The following is a 24,165-nucleotide window of genomic DNA, read 5'->3' as shown; positions in this document are numbered from 1 at the left end:
ACACGGCCTATCACAACATGACAAATCTATGAGTGCTGCTCAATCGCAGCGCAAGCCCGATTGCCTTTGCCAACCTGACCGAAATGTAATCATACGCGGCCCAATGATGTGACATCTTGCTTGAAAAATGGCGGCTGGCACCGAATCTCTGAAGCGAGCCCTGGTCGCACTGTGGCAGCGGATCCGTATCTGCCTGGATTCTGACTTATTGGGCACCCCTCCATGCATTCCAGAACATCAAGACGAACTTTCGTGAAAGCCCTGGCCGCAGGTGGGGTACTCGCAGGCTTTGGACTGTGGCGCAGCCCGGTGTGGGCGATTACCAGCCGGGGCCAGCCGAATGTGCTTGCCGGTTCTGACTTCGATCTTTCCATCGGTGAGATGGGAGTGAACTTTACGGGCACTCCGCGCACTGCGATGACAATCAATGGCAGTCTCCCAGGGCCGTTGCTGCGCTGGCGCGAAGGCGATACGGTAACCCTGCGGGTCAGGAACCGGCTCAAGGAAAACACCTCGATCCATTGGCACGGCATCATTCTGCCGGTGAATATGGACGGTGTTCCAGGCCTGAGCTTCCACGGAATAGAGCCAGATGGCCTGTACGTGTACTCGTTCAAGATTAAACAGAACGGCACGTACTGGTATCACAGTCATTCCGGGTTTCAGGAGCAGGTCGGTGTCTATGGGCCTCTAGTCATTGATGCAAAAGACCCCGAACCCTTCAGCTACGACAGCGACTATGTGGTGATGCTGTCCGACTGGACTGATGAAGACCCCGAACGGGTCATGAAAAAGCTCAAGAAACAATCCAGTTACTACAACCTGCACAAGCGCACCGTCGGCGACTTCGTTGATGACGTCAGCAAGAACGGTTGGTCTGCCACAGTCGCGGATCGGAAAATGTGGGCTGAAATGAAGATGAACCCCACGGATCTTGCCGACGTTAGCGGCGCCACCTACACCTACTTGCTCAATGGGCAGGCTCCCGACAGCAACTGGACAGGCATTTTCAGGCCCGGCGAACGGCTGCGCCTGAGGTTCATCAATGGCTCGGCGATGAGCTACTTTGACGTGCGCATTCCTGGACTGAAGATGACTGTCGTCGCGGCAGACGGGCAGTACGTGAAGCCAGTCAGTGTTGATGAGTTCCGCATCGCCGTGGCCGAAACCTTTGATGTGATCGTCGAACCCACCGAAAACGCGTACACCCTGTTTGCCCAGTCGATGGATCGCACAGGTTTCGCGAGAGGAACGCTGGCCGTACATGAAGGGCTTTCAGCCCCTGTACCGCCCCTGGATCCCCGTCCCTTGATCACTATGAGCGACATGGGCATGGGCGATATGGGCGGCATGGATCACGGCGATATGAATGGCATGACCCAGGATTCGATGCAAGGCATGGAGGGTATGGATCACAGCCAGATGGCGGCCGGTGACTCCATTCAGAGAATGACGGGCATGGCTGACAGTTCGACTCAGAGCATGGATCACAGCCAGATGCCAGGCATGTCTGCCCACTCGATGCAGGGCATGAACGGCATGGATTCGATGGAGCTCCACCCGGCCTCAGAAGCAAATAACCCACTGGTCGACATGCAGGCGATGAGCCCCACGCCGAAGCTTAACGATCCAGGCATGGGATTGAGAAACAACGGTCGCCGGGTACTGACCTACGCAGACCTCAAGAGTACCTTCCAGGATCCCGATGGCCGGGAACCAAGCCGCACCATCACACTTCACCTGACCGGACACATGGAAAAGTTCTCGTGGTCTTTTGACGGCGTCAAATTCGCGGATGCCGAGCCGCTTCGTCTCAAGTATGGAGAGCGCATTCGAGTGACTCTAGTGAACGACACCATGATGATGCACCCCATTCACCTGCATGGCATGTGGAGTGATCTGGAGGACGAAAACGGTGATTTCATGGTTCGTAAACACACCATCGACATGCCGCCGGGCACCAAACGCAGTTACCGCGTGACCGCCGATGCTCTTGGGCGATGGGCGTACCACTGCCACCTGATGTACCACATGGAAATGGGCATGTTCCGCGAAGTCCGTGTGCAAGAGTAGGAGAATGGCATGAACATCGTCGACAAATCCGCTAAACCGTTATTCACCAGCCTGGCGATCCTGGGTTTGGGTGTGATGCCGCTTGCACTTGCCTATGGGCAGACCGAGCCGATGCAAGGCATGGACGGCAGCCAGATGCAGGGTATGGATCACTCCCAGATGCAGAGCATGGATGACGGGCAGATGCAGGGCATGAAACCCACCGCGTCCCAACAAAGCCATACACCGATCCCAGCACTCACCGACGCGGATCGCGCGGCGGTGTTTGAAAGCCATGCCGGCCACCAGATGCACGACCGCTCGATCAACTCGTTTTTCCTGATCGATCAACTCGAATGGCAAGACGCGGATAAGGGCAGCGCGCTGAGTTGGGAGGCGAACGGCTGGATTGGTACCGATATTGATCGCCTCTGGCTACGCTCTGAGGGCGAGCGAACCAACGGCGTCACTGAAAGCGCCGAAGTTCAGGCTCTATGGGGACACGCCTTCAGCCCTTGGTGGGATGTTGTAAGCGGCGTGCGGCAAGACTTCAAACCCGGAGCCCCCCAGACCTGGGCCGCGTTGGGACTGCAGGGTATGGCGCTCTATGATTTTGAAACACAAGCAACCGCCTACCTCGGCGAGGGAGGCCAAAGCGCACTAAGACTCAAGGGTGACTACGATATTTTGCTGACCAACCGCTTGATATTGCAGCCCACTGCTGAAATGAACCTCTATGGCAAAAACGACCCTCAACGGGCCACCGGCTCCGGGCTGTCGGACACCGAGGTCGGCCTGAGACTGCGTTATGAAATACGCCGCGAATTCGCACCTTATGTCGGTGTGACCTGGAACCGCTCCTACGGAAAAACTGCGGATTACGCCCTTGAAGACGGCGAAGACCGCAGCGAGACGCGTTTTGTCGCCGGTGTGCGAATGTGGTTCTAAACCTGACCGATACGTACACCCCAAATCCATTCTAACAATAGCCACCCCACCCACGGCCCAGGCCGTCCGGAGCCTTGCATGTCATCTCTTAAAACCCTCAGCGTTATCGCGGCACTCAGCGCAGGTCTGTTGTTGAGCGCTGCCGCTCAGGCGCATCCGAAACTGCTGTCGTCTATACCGGCCGAAGGCGCCACGGTGGCGGCACCGGCAAAAATCGAACTGAACTTCTCGGAAAAACTCACCACCCAGTTTTCCGGCGCGAAACTAATCATGACCGAGATGTCGGGCATGGCGCACTCCCCCATGAGCGTCAAAGCCAGCGTTGCGGGCAGCGCCGATCCGAAAGTGATGGTCATCACCCCGGCAGCACCGCTCACTCCAGGCACCTACAAGGTCGAGTGGAGGGCGGTCTCTTCCGATACCCACCCGATCACAGGCACCGTGACCTTTAAAGTCAACTGATCCATGGGCGAATCAATCAACATAGTCCTTCGCTTCGCGCTGTACATCGACCTGATGTTGCTCTTCGGCTTGGCACTGTTCGGTATCTATAGCCTCGGAGGAAAAGAAAGGACTGGCGGAGCCGTTTTGAATTTTGAGTCGCTTTTGGCTGGCACTGCAGTTACCGGCGTTCTGCTGTCGATGGCAGCGATGCTGCAAATGGCCAAGACGATGAGTGGCGTATCCAGTTTCATGGAGCTTCATCATCATATTTTCCAGATGATGCTGATGGGGACTGATGTCGGGCTGACCTGGATGGTTCGAATAGTCTCGTTGACAATGGCGAGCATAGCGGCCGCACTCAACAGACGAGCCCCTACCTTCAGCCTCTGGACGGTCACGATATGCGGCGCGGTCGCTCTGGCTACTTTGGCCTGGACAGGACATGGCGCTATGGATGAAGGTTCTCGTCGTTACCTGCATTTCACAAGCGATATTGTTCATCTTCTGGGTGCAGGCAGCTGGCTGGGCGCTCTCGCCGCGTTTGCGCTTTTGTTGCGCTCAAACAAGCTCACAGGAGATCTGCAGATCCGATTGCTGGCTCGAACGCTGACTGGTTTCGAATCAGCGGGGGCGCTCATCGTCGCAACCCTGGCAATCACCGGAATAGTCAACTATCTGCTGGTTGTCGGGCCGGCATTCGAGACGTTGACAACCAGCACTTACGGGGCCCTGCTGTCTTTAAAGGTCTTCTTGTTTGCTGGGATGCTGATGTTTGCGGCGTTGAACCGCTTTCACCTAAGCCCACTGCTCGAGCGATCCATTCAGACAGGTACTCACACAGTCGCCATCAACGCCTTGAGGCGCAGCATGACTCTGGAGTTGTCAGTTGCGGTGATCATTATGGGCCTGGTTGCCTGGCTCGGCACCCTCAGCCCAGAGATGGAGATGTCAGCTGAGTAGACCGTAAAGCGAATGCAGGCAGTGCTTTCAATACTCTATTTGAACGAGTACATCCGCGCTGAATCAGCTGTAGAAATTACATTCTTGTCAGCTTGTATTGGGGCACTGGTTTTGGCTGCACACTGCTGCAATACGACACGTGGAACCTGCCGTCATGAAACTCTTGGTAGCTGAAGACGAACCAAAGACCGGAATTTACTTGCAGCAAGGCCTCACTGAGGCCGGCTTCAGTGTTGACCGAGTCATAACAGGGAGCGACGCTCTTCAACACGTCCTGGAGAAATCCTATGACCTTCTCATCCTTGATGTGATGATGCCCGGTCTCAATGGCTGGGACGTCCTGAGAAAGATCCGGGCCGCAGGCAAAAACATGCCGGTGTTGTTCCTCACTGCTCGCGATAGCGTAGAAGACCGAGTTAAAGGGTTGGATCTTGGTGCTGATGACTACATGGTCAAACCCTTTGCGTTCTCCGAACTGCTTGCTAGAGTCCGGATCTTGCTGCGCAGAGCACACCCTCTCTCCAGTCAGACCCATCTAAAAATCGGAGATCTTGAGCTTGACCTACTCAAGCATCAGGCGCTTCGAGGAGGGAAACGGATTGACCTCACGGCGAAAGAGTTTTCGTTATTGGAATTCATGCTCCAGCGCCGTGGTGAAGTTCTGCCGAAATCCCTCATCGCGTCGCAGGTTTGGGGGATGAGCTTTGAATGTGGCACCAATGTCATCGAAGTTGCAGTGCGTAGGCTACGGGCGAAAATTGATGACGGTTTTGAACCCAAATTGATTCACACCTCACGTGGCATGGGTTACATGATCGACTGAATCCCCGCCGGTTTCCCCCAGCGAATCCAAGCCTGCCAAGTCGCTTTCGATTTGGCCTAGATGATGTCCGCAGACACTTCTTCCAGCTGATGAGCATTTCGGGGCGTCAATCATTACGTATCTGTAATTGTGGCATTGCCGGCTCTTGCTGCCCTCCTGACCCTTGATGAGCGTTGCAGGTTGAACGGAGGCCCCTCGCCACTCCTACTCGGGCCCAACGTGAGCGGGTAGTAGCCTAGTAAAAATCGCTCTGAAAATCATTCTTGAACTCCCGTTAAAGAGCCTCAGTCAAAACTTGGTGGCTCCCTTGCCCCTGAGAAGTAAAAAATGAATAAAAAAGAACTCAAAGGCAAGCCTCCGGCTGTTACCCATCGTTCGTGGATAAAAAAACTAGGGCCCGGCCTGATCACAGGCGCGGCGGATGATGATCCAAGCGGTATCGCGACCTATTCGCAAGCTGGCGCGCAATTTGGCTTGAATACACTCTGGACTTTGTTTTTCACCTTCCCCCTGATGGTCAGCATACAGATCATCAGCGCCAAAATAGGCCGAGTCAGCGGGCACGGGCTGTCTTCGAATATCCGCCGCCATTACCCCAGGCCTTTTTTATATGGCATCGTCGCCCTATTGATGTTTGCCAATACCATCAATATTGCAGCAGACATCGCAGCGATGGGGGCGGCGTTGAAGCTGTTGATAGGCGGATCGTCTCAATTCTATGCAGTCGGCTTTGGTCTGGTTTCTCTGCTTCTGCAGGTGTTCATCCCGTATAAACGCTATGTGCGGGTACTCAAGTGGCTGACACTCGTATTGCTGGCTTATGTGGGCATTATGTTTGCCGTGCACATTCCATGGGGGCAGGTCGTTCGCCAGACTGTATGGCCTAACATGTCCTGGAAGCCGGAGTATATAACAATGGTGGTTGCCATTTTTGGCACAACCATCAGCCCCTATCTCTTTTTCTGGCAAGCATCACAGGAAGTTGAAGACATGGAAGCTGACCCCAAGGCGCAGACGCTGATTGATGCGCCAGACCAAGCGCGAGCCAACTTTACTCGCATCAAACTTGACACAATAGTGGGTATGGGTATTTCTAACATCATTGCGTTTTTTATTATGTTGACCACAGCTGTCACGTTAAATATGCATGGCATCACAGATATTCAAACGTCCGCACAGGCGGCGGGTGCGTTACGACCGATTGCGGGGGAGTTTGCATTTTGGTTGTTCAGCGCAGGCATCATTGGCACGGGCATGTTAGCGGTTCCAGTGCTGGCAGGCTCTGCTGCTTATGCAGTGGCCGGAACATTTGAATGGAGCAATAGCCTGGCGGCCAAGCCGCAAGCAAACAAAGCGTTTTATAGCATTATCACGGCGGCAACATTATTGGGTGTATTGATCTGCTTTGCTCCGATTGACCCCATTAAAGCTTTGCTTTGGAGTGCAGTCATCAATGGCGTGATCGCAGTGCCAATCATGTTCATCATGATGTTGATGGCATCGCACAAGGACATAATGGGCTCTTTCGTCATTCGCCCCAGGCTGAGGGTATTGGGCTGGAGCTGTACGATAGCAATGGCTTTTGTCGTGATCGGTATGTTCTGGGGCATGTTTTAAGCGTAGAGCATCTTTCTGAAATTTAGTCGGTCGCTTCAGTCATGGCCAGCGGCTGGTTCCCCAGGAGATCCTCGGCTTGGGGTGTAATCCGAAGCTGTCAGCCCCGGACGGTCGCGCGACCGCTCTCGCACTGCTCAGTGACCCAGATGTACGCGTTCCACCACCCATACCTTGCGTAACTACGCGGACGTCCACTTATGCACCTCTACCGATCCATTGCGAGTCTTACGTGAGTATCACGCATCAGCGTGGAGGAGATAACCAGACGCCTTTGCCGGACGCATACCGTACTCAGGAAGTCATCGTCAGCTAAGCTCTGGAATATGCTAGTTCCTGCTTGTGGAGACCAAATGAATACGTTGGGTGTGCGACTAAAAGAAGAAAGAAGAAGACTAGGGCTGTCTCAAGTCGACCTGGGTGCGATTGGTGGCATTGAAGCCAACGCTCAAGGTTTGTATGAGCGGGGGAAGCGCTTTCCAAACGCGACCTACCTCTCTTTGATCGCAGCTGCCGGCGTAGATATCCTGTTCGTGGTGACTGGTGAACGGAAAATCAGATCCACCGAAGGTATGACTGCACCGGAAACCAAGGTTTTGGATGAGCTGGACAGTTTGCCCGAGGACGTTCAGGACGATATCAAGCACTTGATAACTACGCTGCACGACTCCGATGAGAAAGAGAGTGAGCAACGGTAAGAGTAGGCAAAGTCTCTCTGCCATCGTACTGAAAGTTCACCGCGTAAAAAGAAACGAAGGGTCAGGCTGTTCTTTCTCAGGATGGGAACATTCAGGCAATAGTTTTTTGGTATGTTCGGCATCGCGCCATCATCCCTTGCAGTGGAATGAAGGCATGGAGCCCGCAGGGGACACGGGCCAAACCCGCGAAGCGTTCAGGGTCGACGTGGCGGTGGGAAATGTGTGGAATCAGGGGCAAGCTGTCCTGCCAATTGAGTGAAGTGACGGCACCGGCTAACTCAGTATTCGCTGATGATATTCATGCATTCCAGCCGTGAGCGATTCCGCATCGAGCCGCAAACGCTCGACCTCCCCGGCCGACTTCACGCCTTTCGCTTCGTTGTATCGGAGCAGTGCTTGCAGCGCCCGCTGCATTAACGGCTCCCCCGCCGCCATCTTCTCGCTAAGGTCTTTCATACATTCTCGAATGTTGATCATTTAGGCAGGGCGGTACAGGCAACGTCGCACTACCGCCTCATCCCGGCACTGCGCCAGCAACCGGTCAGCTTCGCGCTTCGTTGTCGGACTCCACAAATGCCATCCTGCTTATGGAGCTATCTTGCGAAAGACCAGCCCGGATGTGAGCAGTTCGAAATAAAACCATCCGTCAGCCTACAGCGAGTATCTACTGGTCGAATGCGGGTATCTGGCGACTGCAGATGCTCGATGGCCGGCGCTGGTTCGTGGTTGATCAGCCATGGCTTGATGCTCTCGTACTGCTCTGGTCGACTACCAGATCGCGGATGACCGTCTCGCAATCCTCCCTTCGAGGGCAGTGAAGGTAGGGAGCCCGGGGAAAAAACTGGCCAATCGCCACATCGCCACCTAGTACAAATAGGTTCAATTTTGTACAAAATAATTTCATTCCACTGTGTCACTATGGTCAGGAACGATGACCAATACGGAGAGATTTTCGTTGTTGGTGCCTGACCTGAAGAATGCCAGGCCTGCCAGAAGAAAGTGAGAGCAGGTTGAGTCCCAAAAATAACAACAGGTCAATCAAGAGGATATTGCAATGAACGACACGCGGGTGTCCCATCAACCCATAGCCTGTCTGAACCTGGCTCTTGAACGTAACAACCAGCTTTTCAGCGAAGCACATAGCTTGAACTGCGCCGCCCTGGAGTTTCTTGATCGGCCCTACCTGGATGCGGAAGTTTTCAGCCAGTACCAGGAAAAACGACGATATGCCGATCTTAAATACCATGACGCCATCGAGCACTTGCGATTGCTCATGACCGAATACCACGCCCCTCCCGACTCGCCCGACAACATGAGGCCGCCGACTTCGCTTGAGCGGTAAAGGATGTCTGGTTTAACAGGTAGTTGGGATCGTCATGTATAGAATGAGTTCGGGTTATGCCAGCGTGCTGGCGAATACGCTTTCGGGCCAGGGACTGGATGTCGCCAGTCTGTGCCAGGAAGCTGGAGTGGATATAAACCTCGCGGACACACTAGGAACATTCTGCGAGCGAAGCGCTATGTATCATCTGTGGGATCTGGCGGCTCAGACCTCCGGCGATCCGAACATTGGTTTGAAGGCCTACGGGAATTTCCATCCCGGCATTTTTCAGATCGTCGGCTACGCCATGATGTCCAGCTTGAACCTGAAAAAGGCCCTCGAAAGACTTGTTCGTTTCAGTCCGTTGATCGGCACCGGATTCAGCCTGTTTTTTGTCCAGGAGCAACAGCATTTCTGCCTGGCCGCGCTCGATCATCAGCAACGCGGTTCGGTCAAGCCTCGGCAGTACACCGATGCCAGCCTTGCTTCGCTGCTGGGTTTCTGCCGCTGGCTGAGCGGTGGCAAATCGCCACAACCGCTGAGTGTGGAGTTCAGCTATCCCCAACCTGAAGACATCTCCGAGCATCAACAGCTGTTTGGCTGTGAGCTGCGTTTCGGGGCGGCCTATGACAGCATTCTGTTCGATGGCCAGGAGCTTCTACGTCCGTTGGGCATGGCCAATGAGAAGTTGGCCACGCTTCATGCCAGCTTTGCCGAAGCTCAGCTGGAGCTGTTGTACGGCTTCACCATCGTGTGCAGGATTCGTGCGCTGATCACCGAGCGCCTGAGTCAGGGGCAAGGAGGCCAGTGTGATATGGAATCGATTGCGGCCGCGCTGAACCTCAGCAAGCGAACGCTGCAACGGGCACTCGAGAAGGATGGCACGCAATTCAAGGATGTCCTTAACGATATGCGTCGGCAGTTGGCCGACTTCTACCTGCGGCATTCCCGTTTCAACATGAAGCATGTGACTGACCTGCTCGGCTTCCACGACCACAGCAGTTTCCACAAGGCCTGCACCCGCTGGTTCGGCATGACCCCGGGTCAGTATCGAGCCAACGAATCGGCGCTTGAGACCAGGGCAACCCAGATCCGTCTAGCCGGCTAAGGAATGCTTGCGTTACACCTTGGGCAGCGTCCAGCCGGCGTCGGTTGCAGCACCTCAAGTTCGGCTTCGATAGCTGTGTCGATCAGGTCATCGAGCAAGCTGGCTTGAGCGGACTCTCGGGCATCCTTCAGATTCGCAGTCGCCCACGACACCCTTGCCTTCGGCTAACACTTCCCCTTGCCGGGTGATACCCCATTCAGGATAGGTCGGCACGCCGGCCAAACGCAAAGTTGCATGTCCCCCTCAACTGTTTATCGCTAGCTATCGCCTCGCCGACTCCCATGTAGCTTCGCCATTGGCCCAAGCGAACTCTTGCCAGCATAAAACCCTCAAGCTCGAATTAGCTCAGTCGTTCGGTGTGTAGGGTGTACCATCCAAGCTAATCGCATCCACGAAGGGACGTATGTCCATGGAAAGCGACGAGAGCCGTAGGATCGCGGTATCGACTGCTCGGCGAACTGGGGAAGCCCCTAGCTCAGATGAAGTCGCCAACGCGATCGTGGCCACCCTGAAAGATGTTTACCTGGTTCTCACCCCTATCCTTGGCTTGGGAGGGGTTGCTGCGCTCTACAGACGTAGCCTGCATCTGTGTTCCTCGCGTCACAAATGCCTTTGCAACTTTGATGAAACCTCAGATCCCGATTTTGCCTGGCTGAGATCTCTGCTCGCGGAGCAAAGCAGCGACACCGCCACACTCTATGGCGACGATTTGTTGAAGACCTTCAACGACCTACTGTCATCGCTCATCGGATCTTCTCTTTCCGAGCGCTTGCTTCGCTCCGTGTGGGAGAATTCTTTAAGCGGCACCTCATCGCAGGATACTTCGCCATGACCCCCAAAGTGACAATCAACCGCTTGGCCACCGGAGTGCCAGGACTGGACGAGGTGCTTGGCGGAGGATTGCCGGAGTTTTCGTTCAACTTGATCGCCGGGCCTCCAGGTTGCGGGAAGACCACCCTGGCCCATCAGATGATGTTCGCCCTCGCCACGCCTGAACGCCCGGCGCTGTTCTTTACCGTGTTGGGCGAGCCGCCCCTGAAAATGCTGCGTTACCAGCAGCAATTCGACTTTTTCGACAGCGAAGCGATCAACCATTCGATCCGCTATATCAACCTGTCTGACGACACGCTGACGGGCGATCTGGATGAAGTGCTGCGGCGCATCGTCGCCGAGGTCGAGGCCCACGCCCCGTCGCTGGTGTTCGTCGACTCGTTTCGTTCGGTGGTGCTGGCGAGCCAGACTCAAGCCAATCCGAACAACAATTTGCCGCAGTTCGTTCAGCAACTGGGCATGTTGATGACCACGTGGCAGGCAACGACCTTCCTGATTGGCGAATACTTCACCGAGACCGACACCAATCCGATTTTCACCGTGGCCGACGGCCTGATCTGGCTGCGCCAGAGCGTGCAGCGCAACTCCATGGTGCGCAAAATAGAGATCATGAAGATGCGCGGCCAACCGACGCTACCTGGCTTGCACTCTTTTCGTATCAGTAACGCGGGTATCAAGATATACGCCCCTGCAGCCAACCAGATCAACGCGAGCAAACCCTTTGAGAAGTTGTCTGCACTCGATTCGCGCCTGTCGATAGGAGTGCCAGACTTAGACGAAATGCTCGGGGGGGGCTTGCCACGCGGTTATTCACTCTTGGTGGCGGGGCCATCTGGATCTGGAAAAAGTATCCTCGCAACAACCTTCCTCGCGGAAGGGGCCCGGTTAGGAGAAACCGGTGTCATAGCGGTGTTCGAGCAGCGCCCGGATCACTCGCAAAACGCCACGCTAGCGAACCTGATCAAAACTGGCCAGGTGGGTCTGGTAGACAGTCGTTCACCAGATTTGTCGATCGAGGAGATTGTCCACAAGCTTCTTCAAGAGATCGAGCGCCTTGGCGCCAGCCGCGTGGTCATCGACTCTCTGTCGGGTTTCGAATTGTTGTTGGCTCCGACTTTCCGAGAAGATTTCCGTGAGTCGCTTTCATGCCTGGTCAGCTCTTTGACCAGTTCAGGTGTCACCGTACTGATGACTTCGGAGCTTGAGGATCGCTATACCGACCTTCGTTTCAGCCCCTATGGCACAGCATTTTTAACCGACGCGATCATTGTGCAGCGTTACATAGAAGTCGATAGTCGATTACTGCGGATCCTAGCGGTGGTAAAAGTTCGTGCCAGCGCCCATTCCGATCAGTTACGTCTGTACCGTATCGACGCTCAAGGCATTCGTATAGGCGGGATGCTCGCGGATCAAGAAGGACTACTGGGTGGCAGACCGACTCAGAAAAAGCCCCAAAGACCGATACAGCAGTCTGAAACGGGTAATCGTGAGCCCACCCTGTGAGCGGGGTGACTGGCAACGACAAGCAAGCTCTGTCCATCGTCAACAGCGAGCTGGCTCTCCTTATTCGACGAACTCACGAGGCTCGCGTAAAGCTCGCAGCATTGGAACAACAGGTGCTGAATACTGAGCACAATGTGTTGCAAAACCATCAGTCTGGCCAGCTGATAGAAGCCAATGAGCACCTGGTGCTGTCACTTTTAGAGGCGCAATCCAGTGTCGAGCAAGCGGCCAAGGCATTACGCGAGGTTTCTCTCGCGGCTCAACTCGACGTGTTGACCGGCCTTCCCAATCGCAGACTGCTGTTGGGGCGTTTAGCGCAAGCCATCGACCAAGCAAAGCAGGGCCGTGACTGCCTGGCCGTACTTTTTTTGGATCTGAATGATTTCAAACTGATCAACGATACGCTTGGGCACGCAGTCGGCGATGAGATGCTTAAAGAAACAGCGCTACGTTTGAGTAGCGTGGTGCAAGAAGAAGATACCGTGGGGCGCTACGGTGGCGATGAGTTCATTATCCTGCTGGGTGGCGCTCTAACGCGCGCCGATGTATTGGGTATCTGCGATAAAATCGTCACGGTGCTTGGCACGCCACGTCTTATAGGTAAACACGTGCTACGTCTGACGACCAGCATTGGTATTAGCCTTTACCCTGAAGATGGCGACGCCCCTCATACTCTGATCGACTGCGCCGACGCGGCGATGTACCGAGCAAAGCGTTATGGTCTCGGTATAGCGTTCCACAGCGACGTCTCACCTACCGAGGCGACTTCTACGCCCCCGATTTCCCTCTCACTGAAAAGTCCGATCGCTCACTACCACATTGCCCAGGAGGAATACGGACGAAGGCATGCTCAATTGCGAGAGGCCAATCAGCAGTTGGTGCTAGCGGCAATCAATGCTCAGCAATTGCAGACCGCAGCGGAACAAGCCCACGAGAAGCAGAAAGCCATCTTGGCGATGGTTGCGCACGAATTGCGTAACCCGCTGACACCGTTAACCATGGTGGCAGGGATGCTGGTGCGTTCCCCCTCGGAAAGACTCCCGAGCATCCAGGAGATTATCGAACGCCAGGTCAGTCAAATTTCCCGCCTAATCGACGACCTCCTGGATGTGTCGCGCGTCGAAACCGGGAAACTCAGGCTGGATATCCAACCTACCGACATGACGGAAATTATCGATCACGCGGTCAGTGTCTGTCGTTCCGCGATGGATTTGCGCTTGCAGCTATTTGTCGTGCACATGCCGGGCTGTCCGCTCATGGTCAATGGCGATTCCATCCGACTGACTCAGGTTTTGTGCAACCTGCTGGGCAATGCATCCAAATACACGCCGGACGGTGGCTCGATAGAACTGAATGTGAGCGCCAGTGCCGATGTCATTACCATGACTTTTTCTGACAACGGCATAGGCATCAGCGCCGAGGTGCTAGCTTTTATTTTCGACCCCTTCGTACAAGATACGCACGCCGTCGGCTTCAATGGCGCAGGTCTGGGCATCGGACTGACCGTAGTGCGCGAGCTGGTTGAAGGGCATCAGGGCAAGGTGAGCGTAAACAGCGCCGGCCGTGGACTCGGCAGCAAGTTCGTCGTCACACTGCCCTCGATCATCCTAAAAAACTGAACGAGGTAACTCTCCAAGCTTCGTAAGCGAGTAGTACCAATTGCTTCTACCTTGAATGCCGGATAGCACGATGTCCATCGAAGACAATTGCATTTTTCTAAGGACTCTGATCGATCAACTCTCTTTGGAGGAGCCTTCAGACTCGAAAAATCTCGGGGAAGATCATGATCAAGTTCTTCTTGGGTTAAGAGACCTCTTTGACTTGCAGATGATTACAGGACTGTTTATCTATGGAGCACAGGGTGATCCGATTGGATTGCTCCTGACATCAGGCACCCGAATGCTGCTTACTCGACGGGGGGCCTTGTTTAAACGTTGACGCTAATGGGTATTTTTGGCCGAGGGAACGAAAGCAGAAACTCAGGGCGATTATGTCGAAGCATCGCCCCTTGGATCACCCAATTTTGTATAAGGCCATTATTCTTTAAAGCAGGTCAGTCAAATTGGCGATAAGACTCATGTGTTTTCCACTGGCTTTGGCGACATAGAGGGCCACTTCAACCAATGTCCCTTCCTCAAGCTGAAGTTTGATCAAACACGAGGGTAACTGCGCGATACCACATCCCGCCAATACCGCAGTCACCTGCCCCTCGCCATCGCCCACCACGAACCTGGCAGCCATGACCCTGCGTTCAGTCTCGCCGGGGCGGCTTTTCGAAAAACGCCAAGGGCTGACCGTGCCCTCCGCCCGGCCTTAAGCGATGCACTGGTGATGCTCCAGATCGCGATCAGTCACTGGCTCGCCATACTTGCTCACATACGCGGGCGAGGCGCAGAAGATATGCCGCTCACTGCCCAGGTAGCGATGCCCCAATCCGAACGAACTTGGTTTTAATATCGGCCGCTTGGAGAGGGTCAATCCCTACGATTTGGGAAATATCCCGGTAGAGGATGGCGGCCATGGAATCAACCTGACACGTAGTCCCAAACAGCATGGATTTGCCTCTCTGTCTGCGTCTCAAGCACCTGGATTTGTGATTTGGATATAGACCGCCCAGATGCCAAGCAATATCCAGAACGTCGCGAAGATCCAAGGTGTACGAACCGAAAACAGCAACGCCTTTCGGTACCCCCTGTGCGTGGACTCTCGCTCACAAAACAAAGGCGATTCATCATATGCCAACCCAATCAAAGGCTCGCTACGCAATAGCTCGCTTTGCTTGAAATGCCAGTGGTCGATAATGTCGTATGCCGCACGAATACCAGGCCAAGCATTCAGCGAACTTAGCACTCCAAGCAACGCAAGAAACGGTGGTACCACCAGCGTGAACAACTTGCCCCATTCAGGGTTGAGATTGGCCATACAAGAGGCAAATGCGATGACCAAAAAGGACTGGGACGCCAGATAGGCGTCAGTTCGATTGGCCAAGATGCTGGTCTCGTACTGAATCTCCCTTCGGTAAAAATCCAAGCGCTCCTTTGGAGACCCGAACATCTTGGCATTGTGCTCGCTGAGTGCGGCGTCGCCTATCTGGGAAGTCAAAATTCTCGGCAAGGTGGGCTCATCCTGATCAAATATGTGAAGCTCCGGCTTTCAAACCTTTGCTGTGTTCGGGCGATGACGGCCCCTTGGTGATGCTTCTCGGCCAGGCGATACCCCATAAGCCCAGGCCCAGCGGTGGTAACAGCAAGATGATCGCCGTCCACATGCCCTTGCTGGCTGAAGAGTTTTCGCTTCTCAGAATACTGTTGAGGGCCCATAGATCCAACAACAGCAGAATCACTCATATAGGCTTAGGCCTGGAGGTAGCTCTGGGGTTCATTGAATTTGATAGTCGGCTAGAGTTCACCGATCAGCACTCAATTTCTGCCGACTCACAGCTCTACCAAACCAATCAGTTTCTCTACTTTCTCAAGGCTCGGGAGGATTTATTGCGAGCTAGTTATGCCCGGATATTGGGCTTCGCAGAGCAGGTGAGCGTTGAAGCCTGCGAGTCCCTTATCGAAGAGGTCGATACGGAAAAAAAGCCCTAATCTCGTCGACCCACATTCCGCAAGCGCGAGACGGCTCCATGTTCCTGCCCACGTTAGGACGTGACGGCTGGTTCACCGTGGGACGCAAAGGTGACGAGAAAAAAATACATGGCTATGGAAATGCGCTGGTCTATTTGGCTAGCCTGCCAACGGCCTATTGGCGTCGACCAAATGAAAAAGGAAACTGGGGAATTGTGGCAGGGGTAGTTTGGGTGATGAGTTGACGCGATGCGACCACGGGCTAGCACTTCTCTGCGTATTTATCGGAGTTGAAATGCGGGCCAAGCAATGTTCATTGACGCGAGGGCACGCATTTCATGTCTGAACCTACATTGGTTTGCATAAGACACCAGGAAGGAAAACGCTTTCCTCAATTGAGCATGGAGGGTCACCTGCTGAAGCCTTTAGTCTGTCTCTCATTTTCGGCCAGTAGGCAAACCTACTCAGCAACAGCGACCTGATTACGTCCCATCGCCTTGGCTCGATACAGTGCTTTATCGGCACTGTTTATCAAGCCCCGCAGATCGTTATCACCGGTATCTGTTGACGCTACGCCGAGGCTGGCCGTTATGCAGTGAACAGGCTCAGTCATCAATCCGGCGATAGTCTGGATGAGTTGTTCAGCAATCTTAACGGCGACCTCAATGGAGGTGTCCGGGAGCAGAATAGCGAACTCCTCGCCACCCAGCCTGCCGTGGACGTCAGTTTCACGAAAGGACGTACTGATGACCACTCCCATCTGACGCAGAACCTGATCCCCGACCTGATGACCGTAGGTGTCGTTGATATGCTTGAAGTGATCCATATCCAACATCACGGCGCACAGAGGTAACCGGTTATTTTTACAGTAATCATACAGCTGCTGGGCATGCTCAAAAAAAGCTCGACGATTTTTCAGGCCAGTGAGTTCATCGGTCTGCGCCGCACGGGTGGAAATACTATGCGCCCGCTCTATTTCACGTGTTAGACGAAAGGCGGTTTCCAATGCATCGGATAGACTGCGTGTAGCGCTGGCCACAAATGACGTGAACACTAAAACGGCCAGTGCCATACCGACCTGCATCGCTGACGATTGAAACAGCAGCCATGTGGTGCACGGCAACAAAACCAAGCCAATGGACACTAACGTCATGTATCGATAGGCGGAGTAGCAAGACACCGCACTGACCGACATTCCGACGGTAAAGAGCATGACCAAGGCCTGCGACAAAAGGTCGTTTGGTGGCATTACAGCTAATGCCCCTGCGCCCCAGATACCGGCAGATAACACTAGCGTGCTCCAGTATTTCCACTCCCATCGTTGAGGTGTGCGTTCACTTTCCTGGCTGCGAAAATAGGCAATGAACATCGAGATCCGCAACAATGTCGATCCCGTCAGTATGGGTATCCACCAAACAACGACGCTGTGCTCAAAACGATCCCAGCACATCCAACACAGAATGACGGCAGCTAGGTAACTACCGAAAACCGCAGAAACTGATTGGCGGAATAGCTGATGCAATCGGTCAGTTCGCACCTGCTCTACTATGAAAAAATCCTGGTTATTCCGAGATCTTGGGACATCCATTTGATCCGCCTGATCATGATGCTGCGTCAGAAACTATTGAGGCACCTTGCCACCAAAGCAAACAACCGATTCACAAGCATAGCTGGCTACAAAACTCGCTGTTAATCGCCTTTGCTCACCCCCGACGATCCAAATGACCAATTCGCGATGTTGCCAACCGGCAGCATTGAGTCAATTGCCGCTCTCTGGCCGGCAGCTAACAGCCCAGGTTGTGTAAAACGTTTTAGAGAAGGTTTAACGGCCAGAACCAGAACGAAAATTGCGTTCCTAGCGTAGACACATCAAGCAGTCAGCCAGTCAAACGTGTGAACACGTCCTTCAAATACGCATACGGATCATGGGCCGTTTACCGCCCCTATCAGAATCAGAATGATTCCGCTCGTGCTGAAGTGAGGCGTGTAGTGCTACAGCGTCAGGAGTGACTGTTGCCCGGTGTCGAAAACTCAGCAAGCGATGACGCAAGCCGTGCGATGGCATTCCGATCACCTTGGTTAAGGCGGCGGTAATTCTCAATGACTTTGGTTTCTTCATCGGACAGAGCTTCTTTAAACCGGGACTTCTTCCCCGTCAAGAGGTAGAGAACGTCAACTCCCCTGCTTGCTATGGCCGTCAAGTAGTCGGCCCTGGGAAACCGAGATCCCTTCTCGTACTTACTTTGGGCGTTTGCCAAAACACCTCCCAGAGCGCCGAACTCTTGCTGGGAGAGGCCTAAAGCCATGCGTTCCTCTTTCAATCGCCTACCGAACGTCTTCATTTTGGTAGCCTGCTCCATGAGTTCGGCTAAAATCATAGTTATCGAATATGGCTGCGCCGACCCGAGGATGGGCGCGGACGAGCAGCAATAGGGATTGCGCCCTCACACTTGCTTACTGAACGTGTGAGTGCAGGTGGTGGTGCGCAGCAATGGTATTGATCCCCGATAAAAGGCTCAATATTTTTCTAGCTCGCTCACTAAAATAGGTGGACACGAGCGCGGCTCGAGAAAAGGTACATCGGAGGTTGATCAGAATGGACACGGAGAGGCTAAAGCTCGCCACCCGCGTGCTGATAGACGCCATGATTGAAGAACTCGATGAAGACGATCGGCTGTATGAGAAGGGCTTAGCGGATGGTTACATCGCCGCGCTGGTAGACTTCGCGGGCCTCAGCTTCATCGATGGTAGAGCGTTGATGGAAGAGGCTACGCAAGCCTATCTGAAACGGTGATTCAGCAATTGTCATAGCCGAATTAACGTAATGCCAATACGAGCCCAAATCAGTGTGTGTAGTGGTCAACTAATCCCGGACACGACGTTAAGTTTTTCTTCGGCCCGAGCTGGTGCCAGCCCACCGTTGAATTGATGGGGTCGAATCCAGTTGTACCGATGCATCAAGAAATGGCTGATATCGCGCTGGGCCTCTTGAGCAGTTCTGTAGCCCACGGTCGGTATCCATTCAGTTTTCAAGCTGCGGAACACACGCTCCATCGGCGCGTTGTCCCATAAACACCTCGATCAAAGGTGTTGCGACGACCGGTTGAATTCGCCCTGCGACCCTTGATCCGAGTGAAACAGCAGGCCCTGAGGCCTTCCACGTTGCTCGTAGGCCATATCCAGTGCCTTGATAACCAGCTCGGCGTCCGGCTTTTCCGACAACGCCCAGCCCACCAGCCGGCGTGCGCAAAGATCCAGCACGACCGCCAGATAATGCCATTTCCCCTGGGCCCAAATGTAGGTGATGTCGCCGCACCACACCTGGTTGGGGGCCGGGACATCGAACTCCCGATTCAAGATGTTCGGGATATCCAACCGTTCGACCGTCGCTCGTTTATAGGCATGAGAACCTGGCTGTTTGCTCACGAGGTCAAGCTCACGCATCAAGCTGCGCACTTTGAACCGACCGAGTTGCTCGCCGTCGTCACGCATCAACGAGAGAATGCTACGGCTGCCGGCAGCACTGCGACTTTGTGAAAACAACTCGCTCACCCGGCTGCGCAACCGAAGCCGTTCGACATCCGGCGTTCGGCGCTTGAGGCGGTGGGCGTAATAACTTGATCGATTGATCTCAAACACTTTGCACAGCCAATCAATCGGCTCATGGACGCTCAGCTGATTGATCAGCGCGTACGCTCGTGATCTTCCGACATCAAGAGCGCGGTAGCCTTTTTTAATATCGATTTTTCCCGTTCAAGGCGGGCGATTCGGGCTTCCAACTCCTGAATTTTTTGCTGCTCCGGGGTCAGCGCTTTGCTTTGCGGGGTGACGCCTTGGCGTTCCTGCTGAACCTGCTCAACCCAGCGGCGTAGCGCAGACTCGCCGACGCCGAGTGAACGGCTGGCTTCGATGTAGCTGTAGTTTTGCTTGAGCACGAGGTCGGCAGCCTCGCGTTTGAATTCAGCAGAAAAGGAACGGCGTTGTTTGGTCATTTGACACCTCGATCTGGCGAGCATTCTCGCCTAAATGGGTGTCCGGTTTCATTAGACCACTACAGATTCGAGCAGCACCTGGGCGATCCGCGACGCGGGGTTAAGCCGCCAGCGAACGGGCAACAGTCTCCCGGCCAAGCCGAGCGCAAGCACCAGTGCGCGCTCACCCAGCCGCAGTTCGTCGCGCGTCCCACCGATGACGCCGTGCCTCACATAGGTGAGCGACTGAAAGCCAAGCACTGCAAGTGATGTCTCCAATTCGCCCTTTACTCGGTTGTAGAAGAAGCTCGAGTCTGGGTTCGCACCTATGGCCGAATTGAGAACGTATGTTGAGGTGCCATGGTCTTTGGCTAGACGCGCCACATCCAATGGGTACTCAAAATCAACCCGCCGAAAGGCGTCTCTCGACCCCGCGCGCCGCATCGTCGTGCCCAATGTGCAGATCAAGGCGTCGGCTTGCCACCAGTCGACAGCTTCGGGCAGATGGTCGAAATCGGTAAACGGAGCATGTAGCTTGGGGTGAGCTACAAGCGCACGACGAGTCGGTGCAACCACCAGACTGATGCGTGGATCAGCGAGCGCCTGTTTAAGAACCTCGCGTCCAACAAGCCCCGTAGCACCAACCAAAACCAACTTCATTGCGAGCAACGCTCACGACCAAGCCTGCGCACAGCGTCGGAGACTGGCGTGTCACCCTGAGTGAGTTCGAAAATGATCCGGCTTACTTTCGGCTGGTCGATCAACTCGGCAAGTGTCGCTGCTACGTCATCTCTTGAAACGTCACCGTAGGGAATAGCGACGTCAGCATTTACCTTGCCCGTACCGTTGTCATCCAGAAGCGTACCTGGGCGCACAATCACCCAATCCAGATCCGTCCCTACCAAATGAGCATCTGCGCTTTTTTTCACGGCAATGTAGTTTTCGAAACCTTCGGATAACGGGCCGCCACGTAGCGCATCGGGGAAAGCAGAGACCAGAATGAACCGCCTGGCACCTGCTTGAATGGCTGCGGCCACTGCCAACTCCAATCCTCGCCCATCAATCGCATTGGTCAAATCCATACCTGCGCCACCAGCACCTGCAGTGAAGACCACGGCATCACTGTCCGACATAAGCTGCGCCATTTGCCCGGAGTCAAGCTCAAGCAAATTGCCTTCGACGGGCGTCGCTCCCAGAGCCGCAAGCTCACTTCCCTGCTCCGATTTCCGATGCAGTGCGATCGCTTCGTGACCTCGCCTGGCGAGTTGCTGAACCAATCGTCGCCCCACATTACCAGCGGCGCCGATGATGAAAACTTTACTCATGATCGCTTCTCCATTTGATGATGGACGAGCTCCGATCCCGGCATGACTCCACCGGGATCGGTAGACGCTCAACTTTCGAACTGGTGATAAACCTTGGCGATGACCTTCCAGGTGCCGTCGATTTTGATCAGGGTCAGGTAGTCGTTGTAGTCGGCACCGATCGCATCCTTCTCCATATCGACACGTACCACGGCTGTCGTGGGTGTGATCGCCAGTACGTCGAGTCGGGTAGTGATTTCGGGGGCATTGCCGTTCTCCTGAACGAAATCAAACAGATTTTTAATCGGGCCACCAAGTAGCTCGCCATTCGTGAAGCCATACATCACCGCGTCTTTGTGGAAGGCTTGCGCAACACCCTCTGCGCTACCCACGCGCAGCCCTTCAACGTACTGATTGGCGGTGGCAATGACAGCGTTGTACTCGGAGGTCGGTACCGCCTTTATGTTCTTTGACATGGTTCTCTCCTTTCAGTGAGGACGAGGTCAGCACACCTCGCCAGATGCATTCGATGGATCAAGCGCTCGGGTGGGTGTGGTAAATCTTGCTGACGATCGTCCACTTGCCTTCTACCTTCAGCAGGTTGAAGAAGTCGGTGAAGCGAAATCCCGAAACGTTGTCGGTATCGACCCGAGCACTGGCGGCAGTGCCCACGATGTCTATGCGAACGATCGCGGCTTTGGCTTCGGGGGATGAACGGAACGAGTTGTCGATGACGTCGTACAGATTCTGGATCGCGCCGCCGACGAGCTTGTCACCGTCGACGCCAAACATGGTGGCCTGGTCGTTGAATGCGGGCTTCATCAAAGCGCTGTCAGCCTTGGCACCACCTTCGTTGTACTGGCTAAGCACGTCGACGATCGCGTGGTATTCCTGGACGTAAGTTGGATTGCTCATGATGTACTCCTGATTAAAATTAATGTTCCTATGACTCGTTCGGGCTGCCAGGGGCCGATGGCATGAACTGGCACCGGGGGTCATCGAGAAAGCGTCACAGAACGGCACAACCGATCACGATCAGCTCCCGAATGATGCTCAACCGCCGATCACCAATCCTGGCGAGTCGGCGAGATGATCAGATCGTTGACGGTGACGTTTTCCGGTTGGTTGAGCGCGTAAATCACGGCACGGGCGATATCGTCAGGTGCGATGGCAATCCGGTTCAGTTCTTGAGCGGCCTTGCGCCCCTCAGGATCGATCACCTTTTCTGCCCAACCGGTATTGATGACGCCGGGGCTGACCGTGTTGACGCGGATGCCATGCTGGACGCCCAATTCTTTACGCATGGATTCGGTCATGGCCTGGACGAAAAACTTGGTAGCGCTGTAGACACCCGCCGCCGGCCCCACCTGGTGACCCGCAACGGAGTCCATGTTGAGAATCTGCCCGGACTTCTGCTCCAGCATGAACGGCAGCACCGCAGCAGTAGCGTTGAGATAGCCTTTGATGTTCACATCGATCATCTTTTCCCAATCCTGCACGGCCAGATCGACCCAATTGGAAAAGAGCATCAGACCCGCGTTATTGACCAGAATGTCCACGGCGCCATAGGTGTCTTGTGCAAACTTCGCTAGCGCTTTGGTTTGATCCAGATGGGTAACATCGGTGGTGAAAGCGACCACGTCGCTCCCTGACTCACGCAGTTCTGCAACAAACGCTTCCAGCCCTTCCTGATCGAGTGCTGCCGCCACTACGCGTACACCCTGTGCGGCGAGTGCGCGAGTGGTGGCCGCGCCAATACCGGAAGATGCGCCAGTTACGATAGCAACCTTGTTTTGCAGGTAATTCATGCGGAGTACCTCTTGTGCGGTGAAATGCTTTTGCGACGGAGCCTCCCTGCGCCGAACTGACGCAAGGGGCATAACTCAGTAGTTAGCCGTTGGCCAATCGGTGTAGCCCTTGGCGCCTCCGCCGTAGTAACTCTCACGTGGCGCGATGGTCAGCTCGGCACCACGACGCAGGCGCTCTACGAGGTCTGGGTTGGAAATGAACAAGCGACCAAACGCTACCGCATCAATCCGGCCCTGCTCCCGGCGCTCCAACGCCATATCCAGGTCATAGTTGTTATTACCAATGAACGGCCCTTCAAACTGAGCACTCAGCGCATCAAGATCCACACCTTCAGGCACGGTGCGAGAGGTGGCGGTGGCGCCTTCCACGAAGTGCAGATAGGCCAGGTTGAACCTGTTGAGCCGCTGAATCAGGTAACCGTAGGTCGCCATGACATCGCTGTCGGGTGGTGTATTGCCTGCGTCAGGCGTCACCGGCGAGAGGCGGATACCAACCCGGTCGCTGCCCCAGATCGCAACCACGGCTTCGGTGACTTCAAGCGTCAGCCGAGCACGATTCTCGATGGAACCACCGTATTGGTCGGTGCGCTGGTTGGTGGAATCACGCAAGAATTGGTCGAGCAGATAGCTGTTGGCGGAGTGGACTTCAACTCCGTCAAAACCTGCACGCTTTGCACATTCGGCGGCGTGTTTGTACTGCTCAAGAATGCCTGGGATCTCGGAGGTCTCCAGCGCGCGAGGCATAGAAACTTCGACCATACCGTTGTCGGTGTAGGTAGTACCTTCGGCTTTGATTGCCGATGGAGCCACGGGTTGTGCGCCATCTGGTTGAAGATCTACGTGAGAAAAGCGCCCGACGTGCCACAGCTGGCAAACAATTCGACCGCCTGCTGCGTGCACGGCATCGGTCACTTTCTTCCAGCCATCCACCTGCTCTGGTGTCCAGATACCAGGAGTCATTGCATAGCCACGACCTTGGGCGGAGATATTGGTGGCCTCGCTGATGAGCAGCCCGGCACTAGCCCTCTGGGCGTAGTAAATGGCATGGAGCTCATTGGGTACGCCGTCACCTCCCATGCGGCTGCGGGTGACAGGGGCCATCACAATACGGTTGGGGAGATTGAACGCGCCCATTTTGAAGGCAGAAAAAAGATCGGATCGAAGGCTGTTATCAGTCATTGCTAACCTCTAATTAATAGACCAGTCGT

General features: G+C 54.7%; 28 protein-coding genes and 1 pseudogene. 16 read left to right on the top strand and 13 right to left on the bottom strand.

Going from position 1 to position 24,165, the window contains the following annotated elements:
- Positions 1 to 222: 222 nt before the first annotated feature.
- From ACA064_RS14495 to ACA064_RS14465, 7 genes are all read left to right on the top strand, one after another.
- The gene (locus tag ACA064_RS14495) at positions 223 to 2,073 is read left to right on the top strand and encodes a copper resistance system multicopper oxidase (protein ID WP_497673958.1); all 1,851 of its coding nucleotides are present in this window, start codon (positions 223 to 225) and stop codon (positions 2,071 to 2,073) included.
- Between the two features lie 75 nt (positions 2,074 to 2,148).
- Positions 2,149 to 3,000, top strand: a complete 852-nt coding sequence (locus ACA064_RS14490; protein ID WP_497674244.1) for a copper resistance protein B — start codon at positions 2,149 to 2,151, stop codon at positions 2,998 to 3,000.
- A 78-nt stretch (positions 3,001 to 3,078) separates the two neighbouring features.
- The gene (gene copC / locus ACA064_RS14485) at positions 3,079 to 3,462 is read left to right on the top strand and encodes a copper homeostasis periplasmic binding protein CopC (RefSeq protein ID WP_497673957.1); all 384 of its coding nucleotides are present in this window, start codon (positions 3,079 to 3,081) and stop codon (positions 3,460 to 3,462) included.
- Between the two features lie 3 nt (positions 3,463 to 3,465).
- Complete coding sequence (copD, locus tag ACA064_RS14480) at positions 3,466 to 4,404, top strand: copper homeostasis membrane protein CopD (protein ID WP_497673956.1); 939 nt, start codon at positions 3,466 to 3,468, stop codon at positions 4,402 to 4,404.
- Between the two features lie 154 nt (positions 4,405 to 4,558).
- The gene (locus tag ACA064_RS14475; RefSeq protein ID WP_497673955.1) at positions 4,559 to 5,227 is read left to right on the top strand and encodes a heavy metal response regulator transcription factor; all 669 of its coding nucleotides are present in this window, start codon (positions 4,559 to 4,561) and stop codon (positions 5,225 to 5,227) included.
- A 327-nt stretch (positions 5,228 to 5,554) separates the two neighbouring features.
- Positions 5,555 to 6,844, top strand: a complete 1,290-nt coding sequence (locus ACA064_RS14470; RefSeq protein WP_497673954.1) for an NRAMP family divalent metal transporter — start codon at positions 5,555 to 5,557, stop codon at positions 6,842 to 6,844.
- 350 nt (positions 6,845 to 7,194) lie between these two features.
- Positions 7,195 to 7,539, top strand: coding sequence for a helix-turn-helix domain-containing protein (locus tag ACA064_RS14465; RefSeq protein ID WP_497673953.1), 345 nt, complete (start codon positions 7,195 to 7,197; stop codon positions 7,537 to 7,539).
- A gap of 273 nt (positions 7,540 to 7,812) precedes the next feature.
- On the opposite strand, the gene ACA064_RS14460 is transcribed toward ACA064_RS14465, so the two are convergent.
- Complete coding sequence (locus ACA064_RS14460; protein ID WP_497669494.1) at positions 7,813 to 7,995, bottom strand: hypothetical protein; 183 nt, start codon at positions 7,993 to 7,995, stop codon at positions 7,813 to 7,815.
- A gap of 598 nt (positions 7,996 to 8,593) precedes the next feature.
- Here ACA064_RS14460 and ACA064_RS14455 point away from each other — a divergent pair.
- From ACA064_RS14455 to ACA064_RS14430, 6 genes are all read left to right on the top strand, one after another.
- A complete protein-coding gene (locus tag ACA064_RS14455; RefSeq protein WP_497673952.1) occupies positions 8,594 to 8,881 on the top strand; it encodes a hypothetical protein in 288 nt (95 codons plus the stop codon).
- 34 nt (positions 8,882 to 8,915) lie between these two features.
- Positions 8,916 to 9,968: an AraC family transcriptional regulator gene (locus ACA064_RS14450; protein WP_497673951.1), complete on the top strand. Its 1,053-nt coding sequence runs from the start codon at positions 8,916 to 8,918 to the stop codon at positions 9,966 to 9,968.
- A 409-nt stretch (positions 9,969 to 10,377) separates the two neighbouring features.
- Entirely contained in the window at positions 10,378 to 10,800 is a 423-nt protein-coding gene (locus ACA064_RS14445; RefSeq protein WP_497669497.1) for a hypothetical protein, read from the top strand.
- Complete coding sequence (locus ACA064_RS14440; protein ID WP_497673950.1) at positions 10,797 to 12,302, top strand: ATPase domain-containing protein; 1,506 nt, start codon at positions 10,797 to 10,799, stop codon at positions 12,300 to 12,302. Before ACA064_RS14445 ends, ACA064_RS14440 begins: the two co-directional genes overlap by 4 nt.
- A 5-nt stretch (positions 12,303 to 12,307) precedes the next feature.
- Entirely contained in the window at positions 12,308 to 13,921 is a 1,614-nt protein-coding gene (locus tag ACA064_RS14435) for a sensor histidine kinase (RefSeq protein WP_497669499.1), read from the top strand.
- Between the two features lie 70 nt (positions 13,922 to 13,991).
- Positions 13,992 to 14,240 (top strand): hypothetical protein, encoded by a 249-nt coding sequence (locus ACA064_RS14430; protein WP_497669500.1) that lies wholly within the window; start codon positions 13,992 to 13,994, stop codon positions 14,238 to 14,240.
- A 105-nt stretch (positions 14,241 to 14,345) separates the two neighbouring features.
- On the opposite strand, the gene ACA064_RS14425 is transcribed toward ACA064_RS14430, so the two are convergent.
- The 3 genes from ACA064_RS14425 to ACA064_RS14415 all read right to left on the bottom strand — a co-directional run bounded on the left by ACA064_RS14425 (position 14,346) and on the right by ACA064_RS14415 (position 15,645).
- On the bottom strand, positions 14,346 to 14,543 hold the full coding sequence (locus tag ACA064_RS14425; protein ID WP_497673949.1) for a hypothetical protein: 198 nt from the start codon (positions 14,541 to 14,543) through the stop codon (positions 14,346 to 14,348).
- A gap of 336 nt (positions 14,544 to 14,879) precedes the next feature.
- Positions 14,880 to 15,416 (bottom strand): hypothetical protein, encoded by a 537-nt coding sequence (locus ACA064_RS14420; protein WP_497673948.1) that lies wholly within the window; start codon positions 15,414 to 15,416, stop codon positions 14,880 to 14,882.
- A 16-nt stretch (positions 15,417 to 15,432) separates the two neighbouring features.
- Positions 15,433 to 15,645 carry a PLDc N-terminal domain-containing protein gene (locus tag ACA064_RS14415; protein ID WP_497673947.1) on the bottom strand — a complete coding sequence of 71 codons (213 nt, stop codon included), beginning with the start codon at positions 15,643 to 15,645 and terminating at the stop codon, positions 15,433 to 15,435.
- Here ACA064_RS14415 and ACA064_RS14410 point away from each other — a divergent pair.
- Both ACA064_RS14410 and ACA064_RS14405 read left to right on the top strand, forming a co-directional pair.
- Positions 15,554 to 15,895 (top strand): hypothetical protein, encoded by a 342-nt coding sequence (locus tag ACA064_RS14410; protein ID WP_497674371.1) that lies wholly within the window; start codon positions 15,554 to 15,556, stop codon positions 15,893 to 15,895. The genes ACA064_RS14415 and ACA064_RS14410 overlap by 92 nt on opposite strands.
- A gap of 38 nt (positions 15,896 to 15,933) precedes the next feature.
- Positions 15,934 to 16,119, top strand: a complete 186-nt coding sequence (locus ACA064_RS14405; protein ID WP_497673946.1) for a hypothetical protein — start codon at positions 15,934 to 15,936, stop codon at positions 16,117 to 16,119.
- A gap of 215 nt (positions 16,120 to 16,334) precedes the next feature.
- On the opposite strand, the gene ACA064_RS14400 is transcribed toward ACA064_RS14405, so the two are convergent.
- Together ACA064_RS14400 and ACA064_RS14395 are read right to left on the bottom strand one after the other, a co-directional pair.
- Positions 16,335 to 17,462, bottom strand: coding sequence for a GGDEF domain-containing protein (locus tag ACA064_RS14400; protein WP_497673945.1), 1,128 nt, complete (start codon positions 17,460 to 17,462; stop codon positions 16,335 to 16,337).
- Between the two features lie 412 nt (positions 17,463 to 17,874).
- Positions 17,875 to 18,216, bottom strand: a complete 342-nt coding sequence (locus ACA064_RS14395) for a helix-turn-helix domain-containing protein (protein WP_497673944.1) — start codon at positions 18,214 to 18,216, stop codon at positions 17,875 to 17,877.
- A 302-nt stretch (positions 18,217 to 18,518) separates the two neighbouring features.
- Here ACA064_RS14395 and ACA064_RS14390 point away from each other — a divergent pair, with 302 nt between their 5' ends.
- A complete protein-coding gene (locus tag ACA064_RS14390) occupies positions 18,519 to 18,668 on the top strand; it encodes a hypothetical protein (protein WP_497673943.1) in 150 nt (49 codons plus the stop codon).
- 65 nt (positions 18,669 to 18,733) lie between these two features.
- Here the strand turns inward: ACA064_RS14390 and ACA064_RS14385 are convergent.
- The 7 genes and pseudogenes from ACA064_RS14385 to ACA064_RS14355 form a co-directional block, all read right to left on the bottom strand.
- A pseudogene (locus ACA064_RS14385) lies at positions 18,734 to 19,866 on the bottom strand (IS3 family transposase).
- Between the two features lie 51 nt (positions 19,867 to 19,917).
- Positions 19,918 to 20,505 (bottom strand): Rossmann-fold NAD(P)-binding domain-containing protein, encoded by a 588-nt coding sequence (locus ACA064_RS14380; RefSeq protein ID WP_497673942.1) that lies wholly within the window; start codon positions 20,503 to 20,505, stop codon positions 19,918 to 19,920.
- Positions 20,502 to 21,170: an NAD(P)H-binding protein gene (locus ACA064_RS14375; RefSeq protein WP_497673941.1), complete on the bottom strand. Its 669-nt coding sequence runs from the start codon at positions 21,168 to 21,170 to the stop codon at positions 20,502 to 20,504. Before ACA064_RS14375 ends, ACA064_RS14380 begins: the two co-directional genes overlap by 4 nt.
- A gap of 68 nt (positions 21,171 to 21,238) precedes the next feature.
- Positions 21,239 to 21,625 (bottom strand): nuclear transport factor 2 family protein, encoded by a 387-nt coding sequence (locus tag ACA064_RS14370; protein WP_497673940.1) that lies wholly within the window; start codon positions 21,623 to 21,625, stop codon positions 21,239 to 21,241.
- Between the two features lie 58 nt (positions 21,626 to 21,683).
- On the bottom strand, positions 21,684 to 22,064 hold the full coding sequence (locus tag ACA064_RS14365) for a nuclear transport factor 2 family protein (protein ID WP_497673939.1): 381 nt from the start codon (positions 22,062 to 22,064) through the stop codon (positions 21,684 to 21,686).
- Positions 22,065 to 22,213: 149 nt separating this feature from the next.
- On the bottom strand, positions 22,214 to 22,957 hold the full coding sequence (locus ACA064_RS14360) for an SDR family oxidoreductase (RefSeq protein ID WP_497673938.1): 744 nt from the start codon (positions 22,955 to 22,957) through the stop codon (positions 22,214 to 22,216).
- A gap of 75 nt (positions 22,958 to 23,032) precedes the next feature.
- On the bottom strand, positions 23,033 to 24,136 hold the full coding sequence (locus ACA064_RS14355) for an alkene reductase (protein ID WP_497673937.1): 1,104 nt from the start codon (positions 24,134 to 24,136) through the stop codon (positions 23,033 to 23,035).
- Positions 24,137 to 24,165 lie beyond the last annotated feature (29 nt).

This window comes from Pseudomonas sp. LBUM1658, from assembly GCF_059716055.1.
This window is presented reverse-complemented; position numbering and strand designations above follow the sequence as displayed.